The 24,770-nt window shown below is 68.6% G+C and carries 28 protein-coding genes and 1 tRNA gene; 16 read left to right on the top strand and 13 right to left on the bottom strand.

The genetic code is table 11. The features are described from left to right. Positions 1-148: 148 nt before the first annotated feature. Positions 149-682: a YbhB/YbcL family Raf kinase inhibitor-like protein gene (locus AMYNI_RS0117255; protein WP_020669274.1), complete on the top strand. Its 534-nt coding sequence runs from the start codon at positions 149-151 to the stop codon at positions 680-682. A gap of 7 nt (positions 683-689) precedes the next feature. Here the strand turns inward: AMYNI_RS0117255 and AMYNI_RS0117250 are convergent, their stop codons facing one another. Continuing rightward, the gene (locus AMYNI_RS0117250) at positions 690-1,292 is read right to left on the bottom strand and encodes a TetR/AcrR family transcriptional regulator (RefSeq protein WP_157357389.1); all 603 of its coding nucleotides are present in this window, start codon (positions 1,290-1,292) and stop codon (positions 690-692) included. A gap of 125 nt (positions 1,293-1,417) precedes the next feature. Here AMYNI_RS0117250 and AMYNI_RS0117245 point away from each other — a divergent pair, with 125 nt between their 5' ends. From AMYNI_RS0117245 to AMYNI_RS0117235, 3 genes are all read left to right on the top strand, one after another. After that, positions 1,418-3,835 carry a (Fe-S)-binding protein gene (locus tag AMYNI_RS0117245; protein WP_020669272.1) on the top strand — a complete coding sequence of 806 codons (2,418 nt, stop codon included), beginning with the start codon at positions 1,418-1,420 and terminating at the stop codon, positions 3,833-3,835. A 319-nt stretch (positions 3,836-4,154) separates the two neighbouring features. Continuing rightward, the gene (locus AMYNI_RS50140; RefSeq protein ID WP_020669271.1) at positions 4,155-4,721 is read left to right on the top strand and encodes a DUF742 domain-containing protein; all 567 of its coding nucleotides are present in this window, start codon (positions 4,155-4,157) and stop codon (positions 4,719-4,721) included. A gap of 40 nt (positions 4,722-4,761) precedes the next feature. After that, on the top strand, positions 4,762-5,763 hold the full coding sequence (locus AMYNI_RS0117235; protein ID WP_020669270.1) for a cation diffusion facilitator family transporter: 1,002 nt from the start codon (positions 4,762-4,764) through the stop codon (positions 5,761-5,763). A gap of 38 nt (positions 5,764-5,801) precedes the next feature. Here the strand turns inward: AMYNI_RS0117235 and AMYNI_RS0117230 are convergent, their stop codons facing one another. Beyond that, positions 5,802-6,188, bottom strand: a complete 387-nt coding sequence (locus AMYNI_RS0117230; RefSeq protein WP_020669269.1) for a nitroreductase family deazaflavin-dependent oxidoreductase — start codon at positions 6,186-6,188, stop codon at positions 5,802-5,804. Positions 6,189-6,253: 65 nt separating this feature from the next. On the opposite strand from AMYNI_RS0117230, the gene AMYNI_RS0117225 reads away from it, so the two are divergent. The 4 genes from AMYNI_RS0117225 to AMYNI_RS0117210 are packed head-to-tail and all read left to right on the top strand — an operon-like array spanning position 6,254 to position 10,132. Beyond that, positions 6,254-6,904 carry a TetR/AcrR family transcriptional regulator gene (locus AMYNI_RS0117225; protein WP_020669268.1) on the top strand — a complete coding sequence of 217 codons (651 nt, stop codon included), beginning with the start codon at positions 6,254-6,256 and terminating at the stop codon, positions 6,902-6,904. Further along, complete coding sequence (locus AMYNI_RS50135; protein WP_020669267.1) at positions 6,888-8,513, top strand: acyl-CoA dehydrogenase family protein; 1,626 nt, start codon at positions 6,888-6,890, stop codon at positions 8,511-8,513. Before AMYNI_RS0117225 ends, AMYNI_RS50135 begins: the two co-directional genes overlap by 17 nt. After that, positions 8,510-9,364: a crotonase/enoyl-CoA hydratase family protein gene (locus AMYNI_RS0117215; RefSeq protein WP_020669266.1), complete on the top strand. Its 855-nt coding sequence runs from the start codon at positions 8,510-8,512 to the stop codon at positions 9,362-9,364. Before AMYNI_RS50135 ends, AMYNI_RS0117215 begins: the two co-directional genes overlap by 4 nt. Next, positions 9,365-10,132 (top strand): crotonase/enoyl-CoA hydratase family protein, encoded by a 768-nt coding sequence (locus tag AMYNI_RS0117210; RefSeq protein ID WP_020669265.1) that lies wholly within the window; start codon positions 9,365-9,367, stop codon positions 10,130-10,132. It abuts the gene before it with no gap. Between the two features lie 78 nt (positions 10,133-10,210). Here the strand turns inward: AMYNI_RS0117210 and AMYNI_RS0117205 are convergent, their stop codons facing one another. Continuing rightward, positions 10,211-10,870, bottom strand: coding sequence for a CAP domain-containing protein (locus tag AMYNI_RS0117205; RefSeq protein WP_020669264.1), 660 nt, complete (start codon positions 10,868-10,870; stop codon positions 10,211-10,213). A 191-nt stretch (positions 10,871-11,061) separates the two neighbouring features. Between AMYNI_RS0117205 and AMYNI_RS0117200 the strand changes: the two genes are divergently transcribed. Then, positions 11,062-12,588, top strand: a complete 1,527-nt coding sequence (locus AMYNI_RS0117200; RefSeq protein ID WP_026360569.1) for a CocE/NonD family hydrolase — start codon at positions 11,062-11,064, stop codon at positions 12,586-12,588. A gap of 32 nt (positions 12,589-12,620) precedes the next feature. Here the strand turns inward: AMYNI_RS0117200 and dcd are convergent, their stop codons facing one another. Then, on the bottom strand, positions 12,621-13,205 hold the full coding sequence (gene dcd, locus AMYNI_RS0117195) for a dCTP deaminase (protein ID WP_020669262.1): 585 nt from the start codon (positions 13,203-13,205) through the stop codon (positions 12,621-12,623). A gap of 34 nt (positions 13,206-13,239) precedes the next feature. Then, positions 13,240-14,457: an oxygenase MpaB family protein gene (locus AMYNI_RS0117190; protein ID WP_020669261.1), complete on the bottom strand. Its 1,218-nt coding sequence runs from the start codon at positions 14,455-14,457 to the stop codon at positions 13,240-13,242. Positions 14,458-14,573: 116 nt separating this feature from the next. Here AMYNI_RS0117190 and AMYNI_RS0117185 point away from each other — a divergent pair. After that, positions 14,574-14,647: transfer RNA gene (locus AMYNI_RS0117185), tRNA-Gly, on the top strand. A gap of 95 nt (positions 14,648-14,742) precedes the next feature. Here the strand turns inward: AMYNI_RS0117185 and AMYNI_RS44735 are convergent. Continuing rightward, positions 14,743-15,198 carry a site-specific integrase gene (locus tag AMYNI_RS44735; protein ID WP_245573941.1) on the bottom strand — a complete coding sequence of 152 codons (456 nt, stop codon included), beginning with the start codon at positions 15,196-15,198 and terminating at the stop codon, positions 14,743-14,745. A gap of 128 nt (positions 15,199-15,326) precedes the next feature. Continuing rightward, positions 15,327-16,100: a hypothetical protein gene (locus AMYNI_RS49075; protein WP_157357387.1), complete on the bottom strand. Its 774-nt coding sequence runs from the start codon at positions 16,098-16,100 to the stop codon at positions 15,327-15,329. A 300-nt stretch (positions 16,101-16,400) separates the two neighbouring features. Between AMYNI_RS49075 and AMYNI_RS0117175 the strand changes: the two genes are divergently transcribed. Further along, positions 16,401-16,631, top strand: coding sequence for a hypothetical protein (locus AMYNI_RS0117175; protein WP_020669259.1), 231 nt, complete (start codon positions 16,401-16,403; stop codon positions 16,629-16,631). A gap of 91 nt (positions 16,632-16,722) precedes the next feature. Here the strand turns inward: AMYNI_RS0117175 and AMYNI_RS0117170 are convergent, their stop codons facing one another. Then, entirely contained in the window at positions 16,723-17,088 is a 366-nt protein-coding gene (locus AMYNI_RS0117170; protein ID WP_157357386.1) for a MafI family immunity protein, read from the bottom strand. 89 nt (positions 17,089-17,177) lie between these two features. Here AMYNI_RS0117170 and AMYNI_RS44730 point away from each other — a divergent pair, with 89 nt between their 5' ends. After that, complete coding sequence (locus tag AMYNI_RS44730; protein WP_051116338.1) at positions 17,178-17,837, top strand: hypothetical protein; 660 nt, start codon at positions 17,178-17,180, stop codon at positions 17,835-17,837. A gap of 218 nt (positions 17,838-18,055) precedes the next feature. Here the strand turns inward: AMYNI_RS44730 and AMYNI_RS0117160 are convergent, their stop codons facing one another. Next, positions 18,056-18,397 (bottom strand): MmcQ/YjbR family DNA-binding protein, encoded by a 342-nt coding sequence (locus AMYNI_RS0117160; RefSeq protein WP_026360568.1) that lies wholly within the window; start codon positions 18,395-18,397, stop codon positions 18,056-18,058. 77 nt (positions 18,398-18,474) lie between these two features. Here AMYNI_RS0117160 and AMYNI_RS0117155 point away from each other — a divergent pair, with 77 nt between their 5' ends. Next, positions 18,475-19,104 (top strand): TetR/AcrR family transcriptional regulator, encoded by a 630-nt coding sequence (locus AMYNI_RS0117155; RefSeq protein ID WP_020669256.1) that lies wholly within the window; start codon positions 18,475-18,477, stop codon positions 19,102-19,104. A gap of 199 nt (positions 19,105-19,303) precedes the next feature. On the opposite strand, the gene AMYNI_RS0117150 is transcribed toward AMYNI_RS0117155, so the two are convergent. Then, positions 19,304-20,953, bottom strand: a complete 1,650-nt coding sequence (locus AMYNI_RS0117150) for a bifunctional metallophosphatase/5'-nucleotidase (RefSeq protein WP_157358007.1) — start codon at positions 20,951-20,953, stop codon at positions 19,304-19,306. A gap of 184 nt (positions 20,954-21,137) precedes the next feature. Beyond that, on the bottom strand, positions 21,138-21,683 hold the full coding sequence (locus AMYNI_RS0117145; protein ID WP_020669254.1) for a GNAT family N-acetyltransferase: 546 nt from the start codon (positions 21,681-21,683) through the stop codon (positions 21,138-21,140). An 82-nt stretch (positions 21,684-21,765) separates the two neighbouring features. Here AMYNI_RS0117145 and AMYNI_RS0117140 point away from each other — a divergent pair, with 82 nt between their 5' ends. Then, positions 21,766-22,419, top strand: coding sequence for a VanZ family protein (locus AMYNI_RS0117140; RefSeq protein ID WP_026360566.1), 654 nt, complete (start codon positions 21,766-21,768; stop codon positions 22,417-22,419). Here AMYNI_RS0117140 and AMYNI_RS49570 read toward each other — a convergent pair. Then, positions 22,360-22,536 (bottom strand): hypothetical protein, encoded by a 177-nt coding sequence (locus tag AMYNI_RS49570; protein WP_169515751.1) that lies wholly within the window; start codon positions 22,534-22,536, stop codon positions 22,360-22,362. The genes AMYNI_RS0117140 and AMYNI_RS49570 overlap by 60 nt on opposite strands. 93 nt (positions 22,537-22,629) lie before the next feature. After that, complete coding sequence (locus AMYNI_RS0117130) at positions 22,630-22,992, bottom strand: VOC family protein (RefSeq protein ID WP_020669252.1); 363 nt, start codon at positions 22,990-22,992, stop codon at positions 22,630-22,632. Between the two features lie 36 nt (positions 22,993-23,028). On the opposite strand from AMYNI_RS0117130, the gene mug reads away from it, so the two are divergent. Beyond that, entirely contained in the window at positions 23,029-23,580 is a 552-nt protein-coding gene (gene mug / locus AMYNI_RS0117125) for a G/U mismatch-specific DNA glycosylase (protein WP_020669251.1), read from the top strand. A 275-nt stretch (positions 23,581-23,855) separates the two neighbouring features. Further along, positions 23,856-24,653: a response regulator transcription factor gene (locus AMYNI_RS0117120; protein ID WP_020669250.1), complete on the top strand. Its 798-nt coding sequence runs from the start codon at positions 23,856-23,858 to the stop codon at positions 24,651-24,653. The last annotated feature ends 117 nt before the right edge of the window (positions 24,654-24,770 follow it).

Here is a 24,770-nt window from a genome sequence, read left to right as displayed (position 1 = left end):
TTTCTACCTGGCATGACGCTAAGGGGTCCGTCCTCCGGCGACATCGGGGTGAACCCCCGAATCGCCCCTGAGGCTTCCCCTACCTCCGGCCGGGCACACCAGGCTCTAGCCTTGGCCCCGCGAGTGATCCGCCTGAACTGGAGGAAGCATGGCCCAGCCACCCAACCCGTACGACTTCCTGCCTTCGGTGCCCAGTTTCACCGTGCGCAGCGACGACCTCTCCGACGGCCAGACGCTGGCCGCGCCGCAGCTGAGCGGGCTGTTCGGCGTACCGGGCGGCGAGGACGTCTCACCGCACCTGGCCTGGTCGGGCTTTCCCGCCGAGACCAAGAGCTTCGCGGTCACCTGCTTCGACCCGGACGCGCCGACCGCCAGCGGGTTCTGGCACTGGGCGGTGTTCGACCTGCCCGCCTCGGTCACCGAGCTGGCCACCGGCGCCGGTGACGGTTCCGGACTGCCGGACTCCGCGATCACCTTGAGCAACGACGGCGGGGTGCGGCGGTTCCTCGGCGCCGCACCGCCGCCCGGACACGGCCCGCACCGGTACCTCTTCGTGGTGCACGCGGTGGACGTGGAGTCGCTCGGCATCTCCGACGGCACCCCGGCGTTCCTCGGTTTCAACCTGTTCAGCCACACCCTGGCCCGCGCCACCCTCACCGGCGTCTACGAGAACAAGGGCTGACGAGGAGTCAGTGCGGCTTGAGCAGGTAGTCGACGACGGGGCGCAGCTCTTCGGCGCTCGGCGGCTCGTCGTCGATCAGGCCCTGCACGAGTAGGCCGTCGATACCGGCGAGGAAGACCCGGAAGGCCACCTCGTCGTCGTGCCGGACCATCGAGGTCAGCACGTCCAGCCAGCGCCGCGCGGCCGGCCGCAGCTCCGGGCGCCGCGCCGCGAGCAGGTACAGCTCGTACTCGGCCATGGTCCGGCCGCGGCGTGGGCCGAGCGCCTCGGCGAGCAGCGCGGCGACCTCCTCGGCGCCGCGGCTGCCGCGGGAACGGGCCCGGTCGATCATCCAGTAGACCTCGGTGGCCATGTCCCGCGCGCAGCTGATCAGGGTGGCCAGCAGCAGGTCGTCGAGGCTGGCGAAGTGATAGGTGGTCGAGGTCGTCGGCACCCCGGCTTCGGCGGCGACCGTGCGATGGGTGACCCCGGTGACCCCGTCGCGCTCGATCACCCGCAGGGCGGCCTCGATCAGCTCGGCACGCCGCCGCTCACCTCGGGCCTTGCGCCCGTCCGGCTGGGTCTTCACCCGCTCTGCCCCGCACGCATCTCGCCAAACTAACAGAACCATCGTCCCAATACCTGGCGAGTTGTACACCACATCGGTGGGACTTAGCCCGCGCTGATCGGTTACTCATCAGTAAGAAGCGTTAGGCTCCCCACCAACCACCACATCCGGACGAAAGGCTCCCGAACATGGGCGCTGTACAGATCACGCTCGGCGGGATCGCGGTCGTGCTTGGCATCGTCGCCTGGACCATGTTCGGCGTGACCATTGCCAAGTTTGTCCGCATTGTCCGGCTGGGCCAGCCGGACGGCACTCGCAACGGTCCCTTCTTCCGGCGCATGTTCACGCTGGGCGAAGAGTTCGTGGCGCACACCCGGATGATGAAAGACCGCCGCGTCGCACCCGCGCACTGGGTGGTCATGTGGGGCTTCCTGATCGGCTCGCTGGCCCTGTTCGAGGCATACGGCGAGGTGTTCGTGCCGACCTGGGGCTGGCCGATCCTGGACGACTGGTCGCTGTTCCAGCTGCTGATGGAGCTGCTCGGGATCGGCACCGTGGTCGGCATCCTGGCGCTGATCGTGATCCGGCAGCTGAACCACCCGCGCCGGGCGGACCGGCAGTCCCGGTTCCAGGGCTCGAACTTCCGCTGGGCGTACTTCATCGAGGCCGTGGTGCTGATCGAGGGCATCGGCATCCTGGGGGTGCGCGCCGGCAAGGCCGCGCTCGGCGTGCACGAGACCCCGCTGTGGGCGGCGATCGTGTCCAACCCGCTCGGCGAGCTGCTGCCGGCCAGCCCGGATCTGGTTTCGGTTTTCGCTTTTATCAAGCTGATGAGCGCCACCATCTGGCTTTTTGTCATTTCCAAGAAGATGACCATGGGGGTGGCCTGGCACCGGTTCAGCGCATTCTTCAACATCTACTTCAAGCGCGAAGCCGACGGCTCGGTGGCACTCGGCAAGGTCAAGCCGATGATGAGCGAGGGCAAGCCGCTCGATTTCGAAGAAGCCGATCCGGAAAAGGACGTGTTCGGCGCCGGCAAGATCGAGGACTTCAGCTGGAAGGGCTGGCTGGACTTCACCACCTGCACCGAATGCGGCCGCTGCCAGTCGCAGTGCCCGGCCTGGAACACCGGCAAGCCGCTCTCGCCGAAGCTGCTGATCACCCAGCTGCGCGACCACGCCTACGCCAAGGCGCCGTACCTGCTTGCCGGCGGCAAGAAGGACATGGCCGGCGACGAGATCGGCCTGCAGGGCGAGACCGAAGAGGAGCGGCACGCCGGGATCGACGTGCTCGCGCTGGCCGAGGCCGAGCGGCCGCTGATCGGCGGCCCCGGCGAGAACGGTGAGCTGGGCGGGGTGATCGACCCGGAGGTGCTGTGGTCCTGCACCTCCTGCGGCGCCTGCGTCGAGCAGTGCCCGGTGGACATCGAGCACGTCGACCACATCGTGGACATGCGCCGGTACCAGGTGATGATCGAGTCGAACTTCCCGAGCGAGCTGAACGGGATGTTCAAGAACCTGGAGAACAAGGGCAACCCGTGGGGGCAGAACGCCAAGGACCGTCTACAGTGGACAGAAGATTTGGACTTCGAGGTGCCGGTTTTTGACGGGGAGCTCGGCGACACCGAGTACCTGTTCTGGGTCGGCTGCGCCGGCGCCTTCGAGGACCGGGCGAAGAAGACCACCCGCGCGGTGGCGGAGCTGCTGCACATGGCCGGGGTCTCCTACACCGTGCTCGGCCCGGAGGAGTCCTGCACCGGCGACCCGGCGCGGCGCGCCGGCAACGAGTTCCTGTTCCAGATGCTCGCGCAGCAGAACGTCGAGATGCTGAACTCGGTGTTCGAGAACCGGAACCCGGTGCAGCGCAAGATCGTGGTCACCTGCGCGCACTGCTTCAACACGCTGGCCAACGAGTACCCGGAGCTGGGCGGCGACTACGAGGTCGTGCACCACACCCAGCTGCTGAACCGCCTGGTGCGCGAGAAGCAGCTGGTGCCGATCGCGCCGATCGCGGAGGACGTGACCTACCACGACCCGTGTTATCTGGGCCGGCACAACAAGGTCTACGACGCGCCGCGCGATCTGGTCGGCTCCTCCGGCGCCACGCTGCGGGAGATGCCGCGGCACGGCGACCAGTCCATGTGCTGCGGCGCCGGTGGCGCGCGGATGTGGATGGAAGAGAAGATCGGCAAGCGGATCAACGTGGAGCGGGTGGACGAGGCGCTCGGCACCGCGCCGACGAAGATCGCCACCGGCTGCCCGTTCTGCCGGGTGATGCTGACCGACGGGGTCACGTCCCGGCAGAACGACGGCAGGGCGAACGAGAACGTCGAAGTGGTGGACGTCGCCCAGCTGCTGCTCTCGGCGGTCAAGCGCAAGCCGAAGGCGCCAGCGCGGGTGGTGAGCCAGGAACCCGAGCCGGAGGCCCCGCTCGGGCACGAGGACCCGAGCGGTCAAGCGCCATCGGCCAACGGCAGCGGACCGTCCACGGCGGGCACCGGCACGGAGGCCGGCGGCGAGGCGGAGGGCGGCGTGGCTGACGGGAAGGCCGATCTGCCGACCGATCAGGTCGCCACCGGGACCACCCAGTCCGACCAGGACAAATAGCAAGATCCGAGGGACGCCTTCGGTGCGAAATAGCACTGAAGGCGTCCTTTGTGTCTCCATCGCGGACGGTGGCGGCTTATGGCTGGTTTCGCATGAAAGTGTCACGGACGTTGCGCCGAACGGGGTGAAAAAATGTGGCCCAGCACACGTCTGGGTGCTTGCCCGGTCGTTATAGGCGGTAAAGGACACAACCATTCAGCCGAATCGCGGATATACGCCCGGCCGCTGATGCCCAACACTACGAGGTGGCCCCGGCAAGGACTGCCCTCGCCGGAGGCACCCGCGGCCCATCCGGACTGAGCAAGTGGGGGCGACGTACATGGACGAACGACCCGGCGAGCCGCCGGCCGCCCGGCTGCGACACCGGCACCGGGCAGCCGTCCGACGTACCGCGGGCGCGCGGTTCCCGTCCACCCAACTGCTCGAGCGGTACTCCGAACCGGACGACCCGATCACCGAGGAGTTCCCCGCGGTACCCGCGCCCCGCCCGCCGGGCGGCTCCACCGGAGCCTTCCAGACCGTGCAGGCCATGCTGGAGCCCGCCGGCTCACGCTCCCGCGTCCGGCCCTACGTGCTCACCCGAGGCCGCACCAAATGCGCGCACCAGCTGGCGATCGAGACGCTGGTGTCCATCCGCGACGACGCCCGCTGGGAAGGCGACGCGCTGGGCAGTGAGTACCAGCCGGTGCGCGCGCTGTGCACCACTCCGCGTTCGGTGGCCGAGGTCGCCGCGCTGCTTTCGGTCCCGCTCGGGGTGGCCAGGGTGCTGCTCAGCGATATGGCCGACCTGGACCTGGTGCGGATCCACGGCAATGGCACGGACGCCGACGGGCGACCCCAGTTCAAGGTGCTCCGCCGGGTGCTGGACGGCCTGCACCGGCTCTGACCACCCTGCCGGATGATCGCGGCGGTTCTACGATCGGCCGGTGAACGCACGGGAAGTCAGCGAGGCGACCGAGAACGGCGGCGAAAGCACTCTCACCGTGCTCCTGGCCGGCGGCGTGAACCTGGCCATCGCGGTGCTAAAGCTGATCGCCGGGCTGATCACCGGCTCTGGCGCGATGCTGTCCGAGGCGGCGCATTCGGTGGCGGACACCTTCACCGAGGTGCTGCTGCTCACCGCGCTCCGGCGTTCGGATCGGCCGGCCGACCGGGTGCATCCCTTCGGCTACGGCAAGGAACGGTACTTCTGGTCGCTGCTGGCGGCCGTCTCGATCTTCGCCTCCGGCGCGATGTTCGCGTTCTACGAGGGGTTCAGCACTGTCTTCGGCGAGCCGAAGGAGCAGTCCAGCCCGCTGGTCGGCTACATCGTGCTGGCGCTGGCGTTCGCGATGGAGTCGACCTCCTGGCTGCAGGCGATGCGCCAGGTCCGCCGGGATTCGGCCGACGCGGGCAAGTCGATCGCGGAGTACCTCCGGCTGATCGACGACCCGGCGCCGAAGACCGTGCTGTTCGAGGACTCCGCCGCGCTGGCCGGGCTGCTGCTCGCGTTCGCCGGCATCGGCCTGCACCAGCTGACCGGCTCGGCGGTCTGGGACGGCGCCGCCTCGATCGCGATCGGCACGCTGCTGGCCGGGGTGGCCTACCTGCTCGGCCGGACCAATCGCGGGCTGCTGATCGGCAGGCAGGCGGATCCGGTGCTGGTCCGCGGGATCCGGCGGAAGCTGGACGGTACGCCGGAGATCGAGGCCGTGGTGGATCTGCAGACCATGCTGATGGGCACCGACCGGGTACTGGTGTGCGCCAGAGTGGACTTCGACGACTCGCTGTCGGCGGCCGACCTGGAACGGCTCTGCGTGCGGCTGGCCGGCGAGCTGGACGAGGAGTTCAACGACGTCACCGAGGTGTTCATCGAGCCGGTGCCGCGCACGGACCCCGCCCTCCGCGCCGCCGTCCTTGCCCGCTACGGCCCCCCACCAGGCAAATAGCCGCCTTTTCGCCCTCTCGCGAAAGGGCAAAAAGCCGGCTATTTGCCGGGAGTGGTGACGTGCAGGACGAAGTCGACGTGCAGGCGGCGGGCCAGCGCGGAGGGGCGAGGCGGCAGGAACTCGTGCGCCTCGGCGACCGGCAGCACCCGCGGTCCGGCGATCGGCACGGTGCGGCCGCGATGCGCCAGCGCGCCGCCGCCGGCCGCGACCAGGTTCTTCACCCAGTCGCGGTCCGGGCCGTAGGTGAGCAGCACCGCGAACCCGTCCGGTACCCGGAACACGTTCACCGGCGTCCGGTACGCCCGCCCGGACTTCCGGCCGGTGTGCTCGATGATGCCGAACCCGGGCAGGCTGCCAGCCCATAGCCGCTGGACGGGGTTGGTGACATACCGGTTGAACCTGGCCAGGCGATCGGGCAGCCGCATGCACCGGATCCTATCCGGCATCCAGCCCCTTGCCTGAAGTAATGAATCAGTGATTCACTCTTTAGGTGCCCTACCGACGAACCCCGAAGGTCCAGGAGCGGCTGGACGCCCAGCGCGCCGCCGTGCTGGACGCCGCGGTCGCCCTGCTCGCCGACCGCGGCTACGCGGGCTGCTCGGTGTCCGCGGTCGCCGAGCGCGCCGGGATCGCGGTGGGCAGCGTGTACCGGCACTTCCCCGGCAAGGCCGAGCTGGTCGCCGAGCTGTTCCGGATGGTGGTCGGCCGCGAGGTCGCCGCCGTTGAGCTCGCTTCGCAGCGCGAAGGAGACGTAGTCGAGCGAGTGGTCGCGGTGATCGAAACCTTCGCCCTTCGCGCGTTGAAGGCACCACGGCTGGCGTACGCGTTGCTCGCCGAACCGGTGGACGCCCCGGTCGAGGCCGAGCGGCTGGTCTTCCGCCGCGCCTTCCGGGATGTGGCCGCCGCGCACATCCGCGAGGGCGTGCGCACCGGTGTCCTGCCGCCGCAGGACGCCGAGCTCACCGCCGCCGCCATCGTCGGCGCCGCGGCCGAGGTCCTGATCGGCCCGCTCACCTCGGGCGACGCCGCGGCCATCCCCGAGCTCTGCACCTTCGTCCTGCGCGCGATGGGACGACCCGGCCGCGAGGTCCCCGCTGCCGAGCCGCGAAACACAGGAGGTCCCGATGCCCACCACCCATGAAGTGACCAACCAGGTGCCGCCGCTGGTCGGCTACGACGTCGCCGACGACCCGGCCCTGCTGGAGGGCCTGCGCCGGGAGGGTGGCGACTGGGCCGAGCCCGAGCTGCGCGAGCTCGGCCGCCGGGCCGGTGGCGAGCAGGCGCAGGAATGGGGCCGGCTGGTCGACGAGAACAAGCCGGCGCTGCGCACGCACGACCGGTACGGCCACCGGATCGACGAGGTCGAGTTCCACCCGTACTGGCACGAGCTGATGAAGGTCGCGGTGTCGCACGGGCTGCACGGCACGCCGTGGCGCGAGAACCGGCCCGGCGCGCATGTCGCCCGCGCGGCGAAGGTGTTCGTCTGGGGCCAGGTCGATGCCGGGCACACCTGTCCGATTTCGATGACCTACGCGGCGATCCCCGCGCTTCGCCACAGCCCGGAGCTGGCGGCGGTCTACGAGCCGCTGCTGGCGGCCAAGGAGTACGACTACGGGCTGCGCGAGCCGAGCACCAAGCGCGGGCTGATCGCGGGCATGTCGATGACCGAGAAGCAGGGCGGCTCGGACGTGCGCGCGAACACCACCACCGCGCGGCCCGCCGGGGACGGCAGCTACGTGCTCGTCGGGCACAAGTGGTTCACCTCGGCACCGATGTCGGACCTGTTCCTCACCCTCGCGCAGGCGCCGGGCGGGCTGTCCTGCTTCCTGCTGCCGCGGGTGCTGCCGGACGGCACGCGCAACCCGATCCGCCTGCAGCGCCTGAAGGACAAGCTGGGCAACCGGTCCAACGCGTCCTCGGAGATCGAGTACGACAACGCGGTCGGCTGGCTCGTCGGCGAAGAGGGCCGCGGCGTGAAGACCATCATCGAGATGGTCAACAACACCAGGCTGGACTGCGCGCTCGGCAGCGCCTCCGCGATGCGCACCGGTGTGGTGCGCGCGGTGCACCACACCACGCACCGCAGCGCCTTCGGCAAGCCGCTGGTCGACCAGCCGCTGATGGCGAACGTGCTGGCGGACCTCGCGGTGGAGGCCGAAGCGGCGACCACGGTCGGCATGCGGCTGGCCGGCGCGACCGACCGCCAGGACGACCCGGCCGAGCAGGCCTTCCGCCGGCTCGGACTGGCGGTGACGAAGTACTGGGTGTGCAAACGCGCCCCGGCGCACGCCGCCGAAGCGCTGGAATGCTTCGGCGGCAACGGTTACGTCGAAGAGTCCGGGATGCCGCGGCTGTACCGGGAGGCGCCGCTGATGTCCATTTGGGAGGGTTCGGGCAACGTGGCCGCGCTGGATGCCTTGCGCGCCATGGCGAAGCAGCCGGAGTCGGTGGAGGCGTTCTTCACCGAGGTGGGACACGCGACCGGCGCGGACGCCCGGCTGGACGACGCGGTCGAGCGGCTGCGCAAGGAGTTCACCGACTTCACCGACATGGAGTACCGGGCCCGCCGGGTGGTCGAGTCGATGGCCGTCGTGCTGCAGGGTTCGCTGCTGGTGCGGCACGGGCATCCGGCGGTGGCCGACGCGTTCTGCGCGTCCCGGTTCGCCGGCGACTGGGGCATCGCCTTCGGCACGCTGCCCACCGGGGTGGACACCGCCGCGATCATCGAGCGGGCCGGGGCCGGTCAGTGACCCCCATCCGCACCGAGACCGAGGACGGGGTCCGGTCGATCGTCCTGGCCAGGCCGGAGCGCTACAACACGATCACCCCGGAACTTCGTGATGCGCTGGCCGCGGCCGTCGACGAGGCGGACGCCGATCCCGAAGTGCGGGTGATGCTGCTGCGCGCGGACGGCCCTGCGTTCTGCGCCGGCTACGGGCTGGACTGGTCCACCGAGATGCAGGCCGCCGAGGACGGCTCGGACACGGTCTGGGACTCGGCGATGGACTACCGGCTGATGTCGTCCTTCGTAGATGTGTACATGAAGCTCTGGTACGCGGCTAAGCCGACGATCGCCGCGGTACACGGCTGGTGTATTGCCGGTGGCACCGACCTGGTGCTCTGCTCGGACGTGATCGTGGCCGCGGAGAACGCGGTGTTCGGCTACCCGCCGGCCAGGGTGTGGGGCACCCCGACCACCGCGATGTGGGTGTACCGGATGGGCTTCGAGAAAGCGAAGCGCTACCTGCTCACCGGCGACGAGATTCCCGCGCGGACCGCGGCCGACATCGGCCTGATCGCCGAATGCGTGCCGGACGACGAGCTGCCCGCGCACGCCATGGCGCTGGCGAAGCGGATGGCGAAACTGCCCGGCAACCAGCTCGAAATGCTCAAGCTGCTGTGCAACCAGACCGTGGAGAACATGGGTTTCGCCTCGTCGCGCACGCTCGGCACCTTCCTGGACGGGGTCGCGCGGCACACCAGGGAGGGCCGGGACTTCGTCGCGCGGGCCGGCGCGATCGGGTTCCGGCAGGCGGTCCGCGAGCGCGACGACCCCTTCGGGGACTACGGTTCCCGGCCTCAGCGAACCCAGGAGGGTTAGATGTCGGTACGCGTGGAGCGGAACGGCCCGGTCACCACGGTCATCCTGTGCAGCCCGGAGAAGCGCAACGCGGTGGACGGCCCCACCGCGGCCGCGCTGGCGGCGGCGTTTCGCGAGTTCGACGCCGATCCGGACGCCGCCGTCGCGGTGCTGTGGGGTGAGGGCGGCACGTTCTGCGCCGGCGCGGACCTCAAGGCACTCGGCACCGAGCGGAGCAACCGGCTGGCCGAGGACGGCGACGGCCCGATGGGCCCGACCAGGATGAAGCTGGGCAAGCCGGTGCTCGCGGCCATTTCCGGGCACGCCGTGGCGGGTGGTCTGGAGCTGGCGCTGTGGTGCGACCTCCGAATCGCCGAGGATGACGCGGTGCTCGGTGTGTTCTGCCGCCGCTGGGGCGTGCCGCTGGTGGACGGCGGCACGGTCCGGCTGCCCAGGTTGATCGGCGTCAGCCACGCGATGGACCTGACCCTGACCGGGCGCGCGGTGAACGCCGAGGAGGCGCTGGCGATGGGACTGGTCAACCGGGTGGTGCTGCCCGGCGAGGCGCGGCAGGCGGCCGAGCAGCTGGCCGCGGACCTGGCCAGGTTCCCGCAGACCTGCCTGCGCCAGGACCGGTTGTCCCTGCTGGAACAGGACGGCATGGCGGAGGACGCGGCGATCGCGAACGAGTTCCGGCACGGCATGGTCTCGGCCTCCGCGGACACCTTGGCCGGCGCCCGCAGGTTCGCCGAGGGCGCCGGCCGGCACGGCGATTTCAGCGCGATCTGAGATGGGGGCATGCGAGGCTTTTTGCGCATGCCCCCATCGATCGGGTGCGGGTGCCCCGCATGAGCACTGAGGGTCAGTTCAGTAGCCGAAGTCCTGGGTCCACAGCCGGCCGGCGGTGTTGACGCCGACGCCGAGCTTGCCGAGGGAGCAGTTCAGGATGTTGCGGCGATGCCCGTCCGAGTTCATCCAGGAGGACATCACCTGCGCCGCGGTGGCCTGCCCCTTCGCAATGTTCTCCGCGCCGGGCTTGCCGTAGCCGGCTTCGCGGATGCGCTCGGCGAAGGAGACGCCTTCCGGGGTGGTGTGCGAGAAGTAGTCGCGCGCGGCCATGTCGTCGCTGTGCTTCTGCGCGGCGGTGACCAGCCGCGCGTCGGTGGAAACCGGGGAGCAGCCCGCCTCGGCCCTGGCCTTGTTGACCAGCGTGAGCACCTCGCCGGCGGCCGACGGCGGGGCGGACGCGGCCTTCGGCTTCGGCGGTTCGGTGCTCGGCTTCGGCTTTTCGGTGGAGGTGACCGGAGCGGACGTGCTGCTCGCGGGAGCGGTGGATGAGGACACCGGCGGGGGCGTGAGGGGCGGGATGCTCTGGCTGGGCAGGGCAGGGACACCGGTCATCGAGCCGAGTGGGGTCGCGGCCCAGGCGGGCGCCGGGGTCGCCGCCGCGACGGCCATCACCGGCGTGGTCGTCGACGGGCGGGTGACCAGATAGCCGCCGGCGGCGAGGCCGACACCGGCCAGCACGCTGAGTACGACGAGCTGTGACTGACGGCGACGACTCAGGCTGGGCACGGCGCGGAAAATTACCACTAAAGAGTGAAACCAGGAACCGCCCAAGGTAGGCATCGGCTTCGATATTTACATGCATACCTGAACGTATATAAGCTCCCTCGGGTTGCCGGGCAGCGTTGCCCGCACCAGGGAGGTACTCAGCCGTGCGCCGATCCAGCCGGATTTTCTTGTTGCTCTCCTTACTTCTCGCACTCGTCGGCAGCAGCACCACCGCGCTGGCGAGCGCGCAAGATACCGGCACTCCTGCTGGTATCCGCTATGTTCGGATACCAGCGGCCGGCGGGGTGACGCTCGGTGCCAACGTCATCGAACCCGGCACCCCCGGCCCGCATCCGGCGGTGGTGTTCATCAACAGCTGGACGCAGGGCAACTACGAGTACCTGGCGCAGGCCGCGAAGTTCGCCCAGCGCGGCTACGTCGTGCTCTCCTACACGACCCGCGGCGTGCAGGACTCCGGCGGCCAGACCGACATCGCCGGCGAAGAGGACCAGGCGGACGTCTCGACCGTGCTGGACTGGCTGATCGCGAACACTTCGGCCGACCCGGCGCGGATCGGCGCGTCCGGCGTCTCGCTCGGCTCCGGGCTGAGCCTGCTCGGCGCCGCCCGCGATCCGCGGATCAGGGCGGTCGGCTCGCTGTCCACCTGGGGCGACCTGGTGCCGACGCTCAGCTTCAACGGCACCCCGCGCGCACAGGTGCTGCTCGCGCTCGGCCTCGGCGGGCTGCCCACCGCACGGCTGCGCCCGGAACAGCTCCAGCTCTTCGCGGACGCGCTCACCGACCAGAACCGGGAACGCTCACTCGCCTTCGCCCGCGAACGTTCGCCGATCACCTACCTGGACGCGCTCAACCGCAACAAGCCGGCCGTGCTGCTTGCGAACGCGTTGGGGGAGAGCATTTTCGGCCCGAACCAGCTGACCGGCTTCTTCGAGAAACTCGACCTGCCGAAACGGCTGGAGCTGGCCCCTGGCGATCACGCCACCGCGGAGATCAGCGGCCTGCTCGGCATCCCGAACCCGGTCTGGGACAGCGTCGGCCGCTGGTTCGATCATTACCTGGCCGGCCAGGACACCGGCATCCAACGCGAACCGGCGGTCAAGCTGACCACCAGCGCACGGGCCACCGAGAGCTACCCGGACTGGGCGAGCGTGTCCCGGCGGGCCGACCGGATCCCGCTCGGCGCCCGCGGGCCTGTTCTGTCCGGTGTGGACAGTCCGGCGCACGGCGGGGTGGCGGTGCTGTCCAACGCGCTGGCCCAGTTCACCGGGGTGCGGCCGCCGCTGCTGCTGCCCACCGTGCTGCCCGGCACCGGCGCGGTCTGGCAGGGCCCGGTGAACGCGCGGCCGCAACGGCTTCGCGGCACCCCGCGGGTGCACCTCACCGCCACCCCCAGCGCGAGCAGCGGCACGGTGGTGGCGTACCTGTACGACGTCGACGCCTTCGGTGCCGGCGCGCTGATCACGCACGCGCCCTACAGCTACTCCGGTGTCACGCCCGGCGAGCCGCTGCCGATCGACCTGGCGCTGGAAGCCGAGGCCTACGACCTCCCGGCCGGGCACCGGCTGGCGCTGGTCGCCGACACCAAGGACCTGCTCTACGCCGACAAGGACCAGCTCGGGAGCACGATCTCGTTCACCGAAGGCGGCTGGCTGGACATACCGGCGTCGTGAGTGATTTGTGTTGCTGGGGCAACACTTTTCACTCACGACCGCCAGGTGTCCACCCGGTGGAAGTTCCGGTAGGCGCGGCTCGGCGTCGGGCCGCGCTGCCCCTGGTAGCGCGAGCCGGCCTGGGTGGAGCCGTAGGGGAACTCGGCGGCGCTGGTCAGCCGGAACAGGCAGAGCTGGCCGATCTTCATGCCGGGCCAGAGCGTGATCGGCAGGTTGGCCACGTTCGACAGCTCGAGGGTGATGTGGCCGGAGAAGCCGGGGTCGATGAACCCGGCGGTGGAGTGCGTCAGCAGGCCGAGGCGGCCGAGTGAGGACTTGCCCTCCAGCCGCCCGGCCAGGTCGTCCGGCAGGGTGAGCAGTTCGAAGGTGGAGCCGAGCACGAACTCGCCGGGGTGCAGCACGAAGGGGTCTTCGCCCTCCTTCTCCACCAGCGAGGTCAGCTCGTCCTGCTGGAGCTGCGGGTCGATGTGGGTGTACTTCGAGTTGTCGAACACCCGGAAGAAGCGGTCCAGCCGCACGTCGATACTGGACGGCTGCAGCATCGCCGGATCGAAGGGGTCGACGACGACGCGGCCGGCGTCGAGCTCTTTGCGAAGGTCACGGTCACTGAGCAGCACCAGGGCAGCCTATCCGGCGGATTCTCGGCGGTGCTCAGGCGGCGCGCATGTGCTTGGCGTAGCTGGTGTCCGGTTCGAAGAGCCGTCCGATGCGCCGGACGTAGGACCGCCGCCCGGCGCGGCCGATGCGTTCCTGCAGGGCGGTGGCGCCGGGAATGTGGCGGCGAAGGGTCTCCGCGGCGAAGTTGACCGCCGCCGCGGTGAGCACCGCGCCCTGCGCGATCGGGTCGTTGGGCAGTTCGAGGTAGTCGGCGTTGGCCTTGCCGAGCACCAGCCTGCTGATCGAGGAGTGCAGCCGGACCGAGACGTGCGCGAGCACCTTGCCGGCCGCGCCACGGCCGTTGCCGACCTCTTCGTGGGTTTTCACCAGCGCCCTGGCCAGGCGTTTGGAGTCGTCGTCGGGGATGAATTCGGTGGCCGCGAGCAGCCAGAGCAGGCGCCAGGCGTCCGCCTCGCTGGCGGGCAGGAGCTCCTCGTCGACCCCCATCAGCCAGCCGACGTAGCGCCAGAGGTGCAGGATGTCGCCGCGCTCGCGCTCGGTGTAGCGGATGCCAAGCAGCTGGGTGCCGAACACGAAGACCAGCGAGAAGAGCAGCAGGGTGCCGGCGGTCTGCACCTGGTTGATCGGCCGGTCCCATGCCGCGTAGTCCCAGTCCGCCCGCCGGTTCATCGCCGCGCGGACGTGCGCGTGCACCAACCGCACCCGCAACGCCGACGCGTACCCACGCTCGCCGCGGCGGAGCCGGCCGGGGGTGGTCACGTGGATCCACCAGGTCGCCGTCTCGAGCAGTCGCTTTGTCGCCATATATTCGATCTCGCCGGTGCCGACCAGCGACTTGGTCGCGCGGGAGGCGAGGTAGCCGCCCATCAGCGACATGTCGCTGAGCGGGAACAGCCCGAGCACCCCGACCCGCGTTATCGCCCGCGCGCCGCGGTCCACCCGCGCCATGTCCACCCAGTACGGCGTCGCCCCGACCGAGCCGAAGAACGCGACCAGCTCCTCCGGCGCGTCCTCGACCGCCTCGATCCCTTCGGCCAGCGCCCGCTCGAACAGCGCCCGCCCCTCACCGGACTCGCGCCGCTGAATCATCGCCACCACCGCGTCGGCCAGCGGATCCTCGGCCTGCGCGAACTCCCGCAGCCGCCTGAGCTGCCGTTCGTCCGCCCGGATGTCACCCCGCACGAACAACCGCGACGCGAGCCGGAACCCGGCCGTGCGGAACAACTCGGGATCGGGCAGTCGCTCGTCCATACCGCGCACCTCCGGTGGATGGGGAGACAACAAGTGTTGTCACTTGTCGGCTCGCGCGTCAAGGGAGGGAGACCTGAACAGCCCGCGCAGGACGTTGTGTATGCTGGCGCAGCGCTGCGGATGTAGTTCAATGGTAGAACATCAGCTTCCCAAGCTGAATACGCGGGTTCGATTCCCGTCATCCGCTCCAAGGCAAGTTTTAGCAGCTCAGAAGGGGTGCTTCCCGATCTTGGGAAGCACCCCTTCCGCTATTTCAGGACCCGCTCCAGCAACATGCCAACAACATCAGTCGGCGGTGTCCTCGTCACCAACTTCGGTGCCCTGACGATGATCTTCGACGAGCTCTGAGAGCTTCGCCGCGATCCGCTCGTCCGCGTCACTGGTCGCCCGCTGGTAGATCAGCGCCGCCCGCATGTCGTCGTGACCCATCCGCGCCATCAGGTCCTTGGTCGACATACCCGCCTTCGACGCCCACACGTTGCCCGCGTGCCGCAGATCGTGGAAGTGCAGGCCCTTGAGTCCGAGGCCCGCCACCACCTTCGTCCACTTCGAGAGCTGCGCGAAGTTCGGCCGGCGCACCGCGAACCCCTTCTTGCCGGTGAACAGCAACGCGCCATCCTCCGGCCCCACGAACTCGGCCAGGTGCTTGACCAGCTCGGCCCGCACCGCGTGCGGCATGATCACCGTCCGCACCCCGGCACGCGACCTCGGCGGCCCGGCGATTCGCAGGGGTGGAATCACAGCCTGTCATCTGACGCAGCAATCGCAACATCCTTTGCCACGGGTACGTAACCGCCCTGTTGCAACGACACCGCATTCTTCTGAAATAACATACATTATTCCGGAATTACAACCGTCATGTTACCACCTCAGAAAGGCGGCTCATCCGCACCAAAGACTGTTGCAATTCTCTCGCTTGCCCACTTTCTTAATTCCCTTGACGAGGACAAACTAATCAAGAACCTAAGGTCATCGGCATACAAACGGCCATCCTTGGCCATTTTATCCAAAAGAGCACGGTAAGCCCTCGTCTCCGTTAGGGCCTCCCCTGAAACAGTCGCCCTAGAGTTCGATGAATCACTACCTCGAATAATTGCCTTAAGGCCTTGGATCTCCGCAATAATATCAGCTATACCGCGCGCCTCTGAGTCATCCGATTGGGCAAGCGACTGAATGTTTAGTGTGTATGTTAGCGGTGTTTCTACACTCTTTCCTGAACGTATACTCTCTACCATTCCGGTCAAGGTTAGCTTGGCCTCATGAACTGAGTCGAGGTCTCGATGGTCAACGAGAATGGTGCGCAGACCTTGAATGTCGAACGGTACCGTTTGACCCTCTGCAATTATCTGAATGAATGGCTTGGCCACAGCATGACGGACGGCCAACTCGTAAAACACGTTAGGGTTGTGGTCTGTCAGGTCAGCTATGACAAGATCACTGTTAAGTAGGCCATCGATAATCTGAGAAGTGATCATGCCGGATTGGTCCATTTGATCAGCACGCGTGACCGTAAAATTCAAAGGAGCGAGAGTCGCATTGATGATGTGTTGAAATATCTGGTTGCTTCGCTTACGCGTTGTCGAGTCAGCCGGCCCGATTGGGCATATGTAGAAGCAGGATTCTGTTCCTTCAGCCACGGTCATCACCACACCATCTTGCCCGAGCGCTACAGCTTGTTTATATCAGAGTCAGGATCACACACCTCGATGCGGAGTTGTCGCCGAACTTGGCTCTATGAGATCAAGGCGCGCCGCCATCATCGGCGCCCATCACCACCCGTACGGCGGGCCTGTCCAATCGCGGCACGGACAGCCTACCGCTCCGCTCCGGCCGGCGAGCGCCAGCGGCCCACCGAATCAGCCGCCCATCCGCTCGCCACCACTACCGGCGATCAGCTCATCGGCCTAGTTACGCCGAGCACGCTCGCTGGCAGGGCCGAACTCATGCCGACCTCCGACCGCGCCTCAGCAGACGCCCATGCCGCAGCAGCACGTCAGTCCATCGAGCATGGCAGAAGCAGCGCCGATCCGATCAGCCTGGCTACCGTCGAGGCGCTCCTTGCCATCTTCCACCACCAGCTCAAGCACATGGACGACGCCTCGATCACCCTCAAGGGCGCAGCCGACCTAGCCGACGCCATGGACAGCCTCAGCCGCAAGCTGCCAACACAGTAGCGCCCTCCACCCCGAAGCCGGATCGTAACAACGGCTCAAAGGGGCGTTTGCCGGCCTGGATGCACCCCTTCCGCTATGTCCGTCAGTGCGGTCAATGTTGTTCCTCCACCAGCTCACGCAGAAACGTCCAGCGCTCCGGGGACATCCGCATCGAGCGGCCTGCCCGGTCGAAGACCTGGTACTCGGCGAGACTCAGAGTGAGATCGAACTCGTACACGTTCTGAGCGAGATCTTCGAGCGCTACTCCCGGTTCGTTGTGCTCAATAAGGTCAATGGAGTAATCGATCCGGGAGTCCAGCGATGCCCCGACCTCAGTCTCCACAGCTTGCGTCGCACGGCCCTTCAAGCTGCTCGCAAGGGTCTGGAGCGAGTGCAGGTAGTCATCCGGCATAACCACAAGGTACTGAGCTTCACCAGATCGGGCTTCGTCTTGCCAGTGCGGCAAGCCTTCCACCATCCGGGGAACTCGAAAGCCCCTCTGGAGGGGGAGTCGCCTCACCTTCGGGGAGGAGGTGCGAGAAGCGGGTCGTCGCGACGATCGGTGGCATGGAGCGGTTGCGGCTGGTGGCCGGGTGGGTGGCGGGGTGCGCGGCGGGTGTGTACACCGGGATCAAGATCGTGTGGGTGGCCGGAGGAACGCTCGGGCTGAGCGACCCGAGTGCGGCGGGGACGGCCGAGTGGATAGTGGCGAACGTGGTCACCGGGGCGATCGGGCTGATGGGGGTGCTGGTCGCGCTGGCGCTCACCCAGCGGTGGGGACTGCGGGTGCCGGCGTGGCTGATCGCGATGCCGATGTGGGTGGGCACCGGGCTGCTGACGCCGTTCATCATGCTCGGGCCGCTGCTGGTGTTCTCCCTGACGAGCGACGAAAGCCTGCAGGGCTGGGTTTTCGGCGTTGTCTACGGCAGTTTCGCAGTACTCGGCATTTCGCTGCTGGTGGCCGTCGCGTTGTATACGCGGGCGCGGTGGCCGGAGCTGTTCCGCGGCACGACGCGTGACGTCGCGCGTGGGGCGACGCACTCGGTGCAGGTGCCATTGGCTTGGGTGGCCGGGATCGTGGCGGCCGGGCCGGCGGTGGTCCGCGGGTCGTGGTTGTTCGGTGGGACGTTCGGACTCAGCGGTGCGGCCAGGCAGGAGTGGCGCGGCCGTTGGACGCGCTGGGCGTGCTGCTCACCCTCGGCGCCGCGCTGGGGTTGCTGGCCATGATGCACGGCTGGGCCGGCTCCCGTTCTGGCTGCCGTTGACCGTGACCCGGCTCGGCGCGGACGGGCTGTTTCGCCAACGGATTGTTCAACCTGCCCAACGTCCTCAGCGCGAACAACTGGGCTGTGCGGAGCGAGTTGCCGGCCACCACCGTGCTGGGCCTGTTCGCCGGTGCGGTGATGGGGGTGACAGCGCTGTGTCTGCTCGCCGAGTGTCGAGGCTCAGTCCGCGTCGAAAGCCTTGCGTAGCTTGGCCGGTGCCTTGCGTCGCCAGGACTCCTCGATCAGCTCGGTGAGCTGGTCGACGGCGACCTTCTCCAGGTCGACCAGGATCGCGCCGTAGCCGTCGTAGTGCGGAGTCGTGTAAAACGCGGGATCGCCCGAAGCGAGCAGCGCCTCCTTCTCGTCGAGGTCGCACATCAGCACGAGACCGCCCTCGGCTTCGGTGCGCAGGCGCGCGAAACTCTTGCCGGAGACCTTCAGCGCGGGAGTCCGGTACGAGGTCGACTCCTCGACCTCCGGCAACTCCTTCGCGATGGCGACAGCTTCTTCCCAAGTTGGCATGTGCACCATTCTCACCCGGCTGTCTTGGCGAAATGGGAGCTTACTGACCAGGTCAAGAAGTTGTCCGGGTTAGGCTGTTGTTCGTGGCCGAGCAGAGCTTGCGGGAACGGAAGAAGCAGCGCACACATCAGGCGATCTCGGACTCGGCGATCCGGTTGTTCCTGGAGTCGGGGTTCGAGAAGGTGTCGGTGGCCGAGGTCGCGGCGGCCGCCGAGGTGTCCAAGCCGACCCTGTTCAAATACTTCCCCACCAAAGAAGACCTTGTCCTGCATCGCTTCGCCGACCACACGGAGGAGGCCGCCACGGTGGTGCGCGAGCGACCGTCCGACGAGACACCGCTGGACGCTCTGCACCGGAACTTCACCCGTGGCCTGCGGGAGCGGGATCCGATCACCGGCTTGAACGACGACGCCGAAGTTGTCGCGTTCAACCGACTGCTCTACGGCACGCCGAGCCTGGTCGCGCGGCTTTCCCAGTTCACCGAGCGGTCCGAGCGAGCGCTGGCTGGGGCGCTGCGGACTGGTGGCGACGAGCTGACCGCGCTGCTCGCCGCCGGGCAGATCGTCACGGTGCAGCGGCTGCTGGCGCTGGAGAACTACCGCCTGATCGCGGCCGGAGCCGCGGCCGACGACCGCTACCCGGGCGCTGTCGCGGACGCGGATCGTGGCTTCGCGCTGCTTCGCTCGGGGCTTTCCCCGTACTGCTAGCCGGTTGCCCACAGTTGCGCCGACCTGTGGACAACTCGGTCGGGAGCGGCTGGGGCCGTGGTGGGTGGCGATAGGCTGGAGCGGGGTCGCCCCCCGGGTTGGGTGGGGGCTTGCCGCGTGAGAGTGGAGCGAAAACCCGTAAGGCCACCTTGGGGGCGTTCGATGCCGCCAAGGTGGCCATGAGGGATGTGCGGGAGAGCTAAGGGAGCAGGGTGACGCGGTCCGCCGGGGGTGGGGAGACGGCGGGGTGGGCGCCGAGGTAGGCGATCAGCGCGTCCAGGTCGACCGGGCCGCCGGCAAGGTCGGTGCCCTTGGTGAACTCGGTGAACCCGTCGCCGCCGGACGCGAGGAAGTTGTTCACCGACACCCGGTACGAACCGTTCGGGTCCACCGCGGTGCCGTCGACGGTGATCGCGGAGACCTTCGAACCGATCGGCGCGGACGCCGAGTAGCTGTACTTCAGCGTCTTCGAGATCTGCAGGACCCGCGTCCCACTCGGCTGGAACTGCTGCTCCAGCACGGCCTTCAGGTTCGCGCCGGTCAGCGTGATGGTCTGCATGACGTTCGCGAACGGCTGCACGGTGAACGCCTCGCCGTAGGTGACCACGCCGTCCCCCTCACCCGCCGGTGAGGACGCGTGGGTCAGGTCCGCCCGCACCCCGCCGGGGTTGGTGATCGCGATCTGCGCGTTGTTCGAAGCGGTCGCCTCGAGCTGCGCGTCCGCGATCACATCGCCCAGCGGCGACTCGCCGGACGGCGCGCCGGCTCGCAGCAGGTCGGCGGTGATGGTGCCGACCTGCCGGTTCGCGATCGGCGCGGCCTTCGCCTTCGCCTCGTCGACCAGCTTCGTCACGGCCGGGTCCGGTGTGACGTCGCGAGTGACGATCTCGTTGTGCGCCTTGGTGGCGGCGCGGACCACGTCCCGGGTCTTCCGGTTGATCTTCAGATCCAGCACGGACAGCAGCCTGCCGAAGGACGCGCCCTGGATCACCGTCCGCGGGTTGCCCGCCGGGTCCGCAATCGTGCAGTTGTACTGCTGGTGGCTGTGCCCGGTGAAGATCGCGTCCACCTTCGGCGACGCCTTCGCGGCGATCTGCGACGCCGGCCCCGGCGTCACGCGGCAGTCGTCCGGGCCGCCGCCCTCGGTGTTGTCGCCCTGGTGCAGCAGTACCACCTGCGCCTTGATGCCGATGGCGTCCAGCATGTTCGCGGTGCGGTCGATCGCCTCCACCTCGTCCCCGAACTTCAGGCCCTTGATCGCCTCCGGAGTGACCACGGTCGGCAGATCCTTCAGCGTCGCGCCGATCACCCCGATCGGCACCCCGCCGGAGAACTCGACGCTGAACGGCAGCAACGCCGGCGCCCCGCTGGTCCGGTACACATTGGACCCGAGGAACGGGAACTTCGCGCCGCGGAAGGACTCCCGGAACTGGCAGCCGTCGGTCGGGTGACAGCCGCCGAACTGCATGCGCCGCAGCTCCTGAAGCCCCTCGTCGAACTCGTGGTTGCCCACCACGGACGCCTTCACCCCGAGCGAGTTCAGGAACTCGACGGTCGGCTCGTCGTGGAACAGCGCGGAGACCACCGGCGACGCGCCGATGCTGTCCCCAGTGGACAGCACCACCGAGTTGCGGGCCTCGGCACGCAGCCGCTGCACGTGCGACGACAGGTAGGCCGCGCCCCCGGCATCCACCGAGCTGCCGTCCGGCAGGGTGACCCGCCCGGACGAACCCGACGGCGGCTCCAGGTTGCCGTGCAGATCGTTGAAACTGATCAGCCGGACGTCCGTGGTCGAGTCCTGGCCCTGCGCGGACGCAGCGGACGCGGTGGTAGCGGTCGCGGCGGTCATGGCGGCGCTGGCCAGCAGAGCCGTCGCGACGGCGATCGGCCGTCGCAGGCGGCGGGTCGAGAAGGTCATCTTTCCTCCGAATCCGCGCGCCGGGCCCCTACCGGGCGCGCCGGGCAGGATCTTGCCTGTTCCGGAGCCTGATCACCAGGGTTCGAAGGTGGCGTATAGGTAAACGTGTCCGCGTTCAGTTCGCGACCGGCAGCCGCATCCGCTCGCGCCGGTAGGCGTCACCGCGCCACAACGTTTCCCACTCACCGGTGCCGGCGAAACCGAGCCGCTCGTAGACCCGGCGGGCCGCCGCGTTGTGCTCGTTGACCTGCAGGGCGACCGCCGACGCGCCGTGCCGCTGCGCCTCCTCGGTGACCGCGCCGAGCAAGGCCGCGGCCAGCCCGCGACGCCGTCCCTCCGGCGCCACCCACATCGAGATCACGAACCATTCGGTCGAGTCCGGCATGCCACCGACCATGCCGATCGGCCGCGACCCGTCCATCGCGACGAAGTAGACGATGGTGCGCAGCCGGTCCAGCCATTCCTGGTCGGTCAACGCAAGCGCGTCCTGGTAGGTCGAGGCGAACGACTCCGGCGCGTCGAGCAGCGCGGCCAGCCGAACCTCACGCAACAACTCCCATTCACCGGTGCCCAGCAGCCGGATGTCGACCATGACCCCAGCTTCACACAGCCGCGGGACGGCGGCCACCGACTTTCCGCGGCCGATCGGCAGCGGTCGCATCGGCCGACTGGCCGATGCCCGCACCGGCAGCGCAACCCTTCGACCGAGGTGCCGGGACCGCTTGATCCATAACGTCGTATTCATGACAACAGCGCAGGTGACAGCCCTGGGATACGGCCTGCTCGGATTCTTCGCGATCTGGGCGACCGTCCTCGTTCCGCAGTTGATCGTGCAGCAGGCCCGGCTCGGCAGGGTGGACCCGCGACGGCTGGCGGGCACCGCCGCGGTGATCCTTTACGGCTGCCTCGCGCTGGCCGTGGTGCTGCTGCCGCTGCCCGGCCCGAACAGCCGCCAGCTCGAGCAGACCATCCAGCTGAACCCGTTCCAGTGGGTCACCGACATCGGCACCGAGCTGCACAAGCACGAGCTCTCGCCGACGATCGAGCACGCGCTGACCTCACAGACCTTCCAGCAGCTCGCGATGAACGTGCTGCTGTTCGTGCCCATCGGCCTCTTCGCCAGGACGATGTGGCGCCGGGGCATCGTCGGCGCCGGGCTGATCGGCTTCGCCGTGTCGCTGGCCGTCGAGATCACCCAGGTGACCGCCAACTTCGGCACCGCGCCGTTCGTCTACCGGATCTTCGACGTGGACGACCTGATCAGCAACACCGGCGGCGCGCTGCTCGGCTGGGTCGCCGCCGCGCTGTTCCTCGCGCTGCGCCGGAACAACAACCGTTCAGCGGTCGACGTGCAGCCGGCTGGGAGTGGACACGTCGACTTCGCCGAGTCGCGCTAACCGGGCCCGCCGGCGCTCCGCGGCCCGCCGCGACGCCCGGCGGTCCTGCAGCAGCACGACCGCGGTGGACACAGCGAAGATCAGGACGACCAGCCCGATGACCAAGCCCAGTTCCACGCTGCCTCCGCCCAGTGCTCCACAGTCGTTGTGTGGCAGGTCACACAGCGTACGCACGCACTGCCAGCTTGGCCAACTTCGACTGAGGACCTCTCAGCTACCGGGCGGCAGCACGCAGAACTCGTTGCCCTCCGGATCGGCCAGCACCACCCACGGAAAGTCCGGCTCGTCGGACAGCTCACGGGCGCCGAGCGCGACCAGCCGGCGCACCTCGTCGTACTGGCCGCCTTCGGTGGGCACCACGTCCAGGTGCATCCGGTTCTTCACCGACTTCCGGTCGGGGACCGCCTGGAAGAGCAGCACTTCCTTGCCGTCCTCGCCGATCTCGACATAACGCACGCCACGCGCGTCGTGCCAGTGGCGAAGCGGCGCCAGGCCCAGCGCGGCGGCCCAGAAGCGGGCGAGCTCGTCGGGATCGGCGGCGTCCAATGCGATCGCGAGTATCCGGCTGCTCATACCTCCCAGGATGGCCCGGCACGGCACACTGCACGAATGCGCGACCGCCCGACCAAGCAGCAGCTCGCCGACGCCGAGAACAGCACCATCCCCGACGTGCTCGCGCCCGGGCTGGACGTGCTGTTCTGCGGCATCAACCCCGGGCTGTACTCGGGTGCGACCGGCCACCACTTCGCGCGGCCGGGCAACCGGTTCTGGCCCGCACTGCACGGGGGCGGGTTCACCCCGCGGCTGTTCCATCCCAGCGAGCAGGACCAGCTGCCGGAACTCGGGCTCGGCATCACCAACGTGGTCGCGCGGGCCTCCGCCCGCGCGGACGAGCTGAGCCCGCGGGAACTGCGGGACGGCGGGGTGCGGCTGGCCGCGAAGGTCGCCGAGTACCGGCCCCGCTGGCTGGCCGTGGTCGGGATCACCGCGTATCGGACCGCTTTTGGCCGTCCAAAAGCGACAGTGGGCAGACAGCACGAGCCGATCGGCGGCGCCGCGGTGTGGGTTCTGCCCAATCCCAGTGGGCTGAACGCGCATTGGACCGCGGCCGCACTGGCGAACGAGTTCGGCCGGTTGAAGGCAGCGCTCCACTCTCAGTAGCACCCGATGCCGGGTGCACAACGGTTCGGTCACTGAACAGCGTTGGTGCAGTTGGCCTTGCTACAGAGAGGCGCATGGGTGAGCGCGCACACCCCCATGAGGGGGATCTCGCGTCACGAAACCTGGCGCGCCGACTCGCACAGTTACGAGGTGTCATTCCTGGACTGGTCCTGGCAGGGGGGACCGGTTGACGGTGTCGTTGCGCGTCGGGGACCGCGAGGGGCGGTCTGCGAAAGACGCCGGAGCCAGGTTTGACGTGCGGAGACGGAGAGCCCATGACGCGCAGCATCGACCCGAGCAGGCCGCAGCCACCAGGCGCGCGGAGCCTGGGCGTGGCCGCCATCGATCCGGTGCCCATCTACCGGGACGGCCTTTCCGCGCTGGTGCACCGCACGCAGGGGCTGCACTGGGTCGGGCACGCCGCCAGCCACCATTCCGCCCTGCAGCTCGGCGAGCAGCTTCGCCCGGACGTGGTGCTGGTGGACTCCGGGATCGACCCCAACTGCCACCTGACGAAACTGCTGGCCACCGGCGACCCGGCGCTGCTCATCGTGGTGCTGGTGCGCGAGGTCTACCGCAACCCGAAGTACCTGGCCACCGCGATGGCGGCGGGCGCGCACGCGGCGGTGCCCCGGTCCGTCGAACCCCGCCGGCTGACCGAGGCGATCCGGCGGGCCTATGTGGACCGCCGGTACCTCGACCCGTCGCTGGCCGCGCTGACCGCGCGCCCGAAGCGGCAGCCGCCGCGCCCGCGCGGCGAACCCGGCGAGGCCGACGGCACCCAGCCACCGAGACCGCAGATGCCGCTGTCCCGCCGCGAGTACCAGGTGCTGCAGCTGGTGGCCGAGGGTCTGGAGAACTCGGCGATCGCGAAGATCCTCTACCTTTCGGTGGAAACCGTCCGCACCCACGTGAAGAGCATTCTGCGCAAACTGTCCGCCCGCGACCGGACACACGCGGTGACCACCGCGTTCCGGAGCGGGATATTGGTCACACAGCCCAACGATTCACTCGGGCCGCTCCCGGAAATGCCTGCTTCCAGGGCCACCGGCCTGGCCGGACCGGCCACCTGACCCCTTCGCCGCCCAGGTCTCGATCGGGGATTCCTGCGTCACAAAAGGCTGATCTACTTGCCGAGGATTACTCACAGGTAATATCCTGATGTTACCGGCCAGTAGGGCAGTGTCCGA

Source organism: Amycolatopsis nigrescens CSC17Ta-90, from assembly GCF_000384315.1.
Lineage (GTDB): Bacteria > Actinomycetota > Actinomycetes > Mycobacteriales > Pseudonocardiaceae > Amycolatopsis > Amycolatopsis nigrescens.
This window is presented reverse-complemented; position numbering and strand designations above follow the sequence as displayed.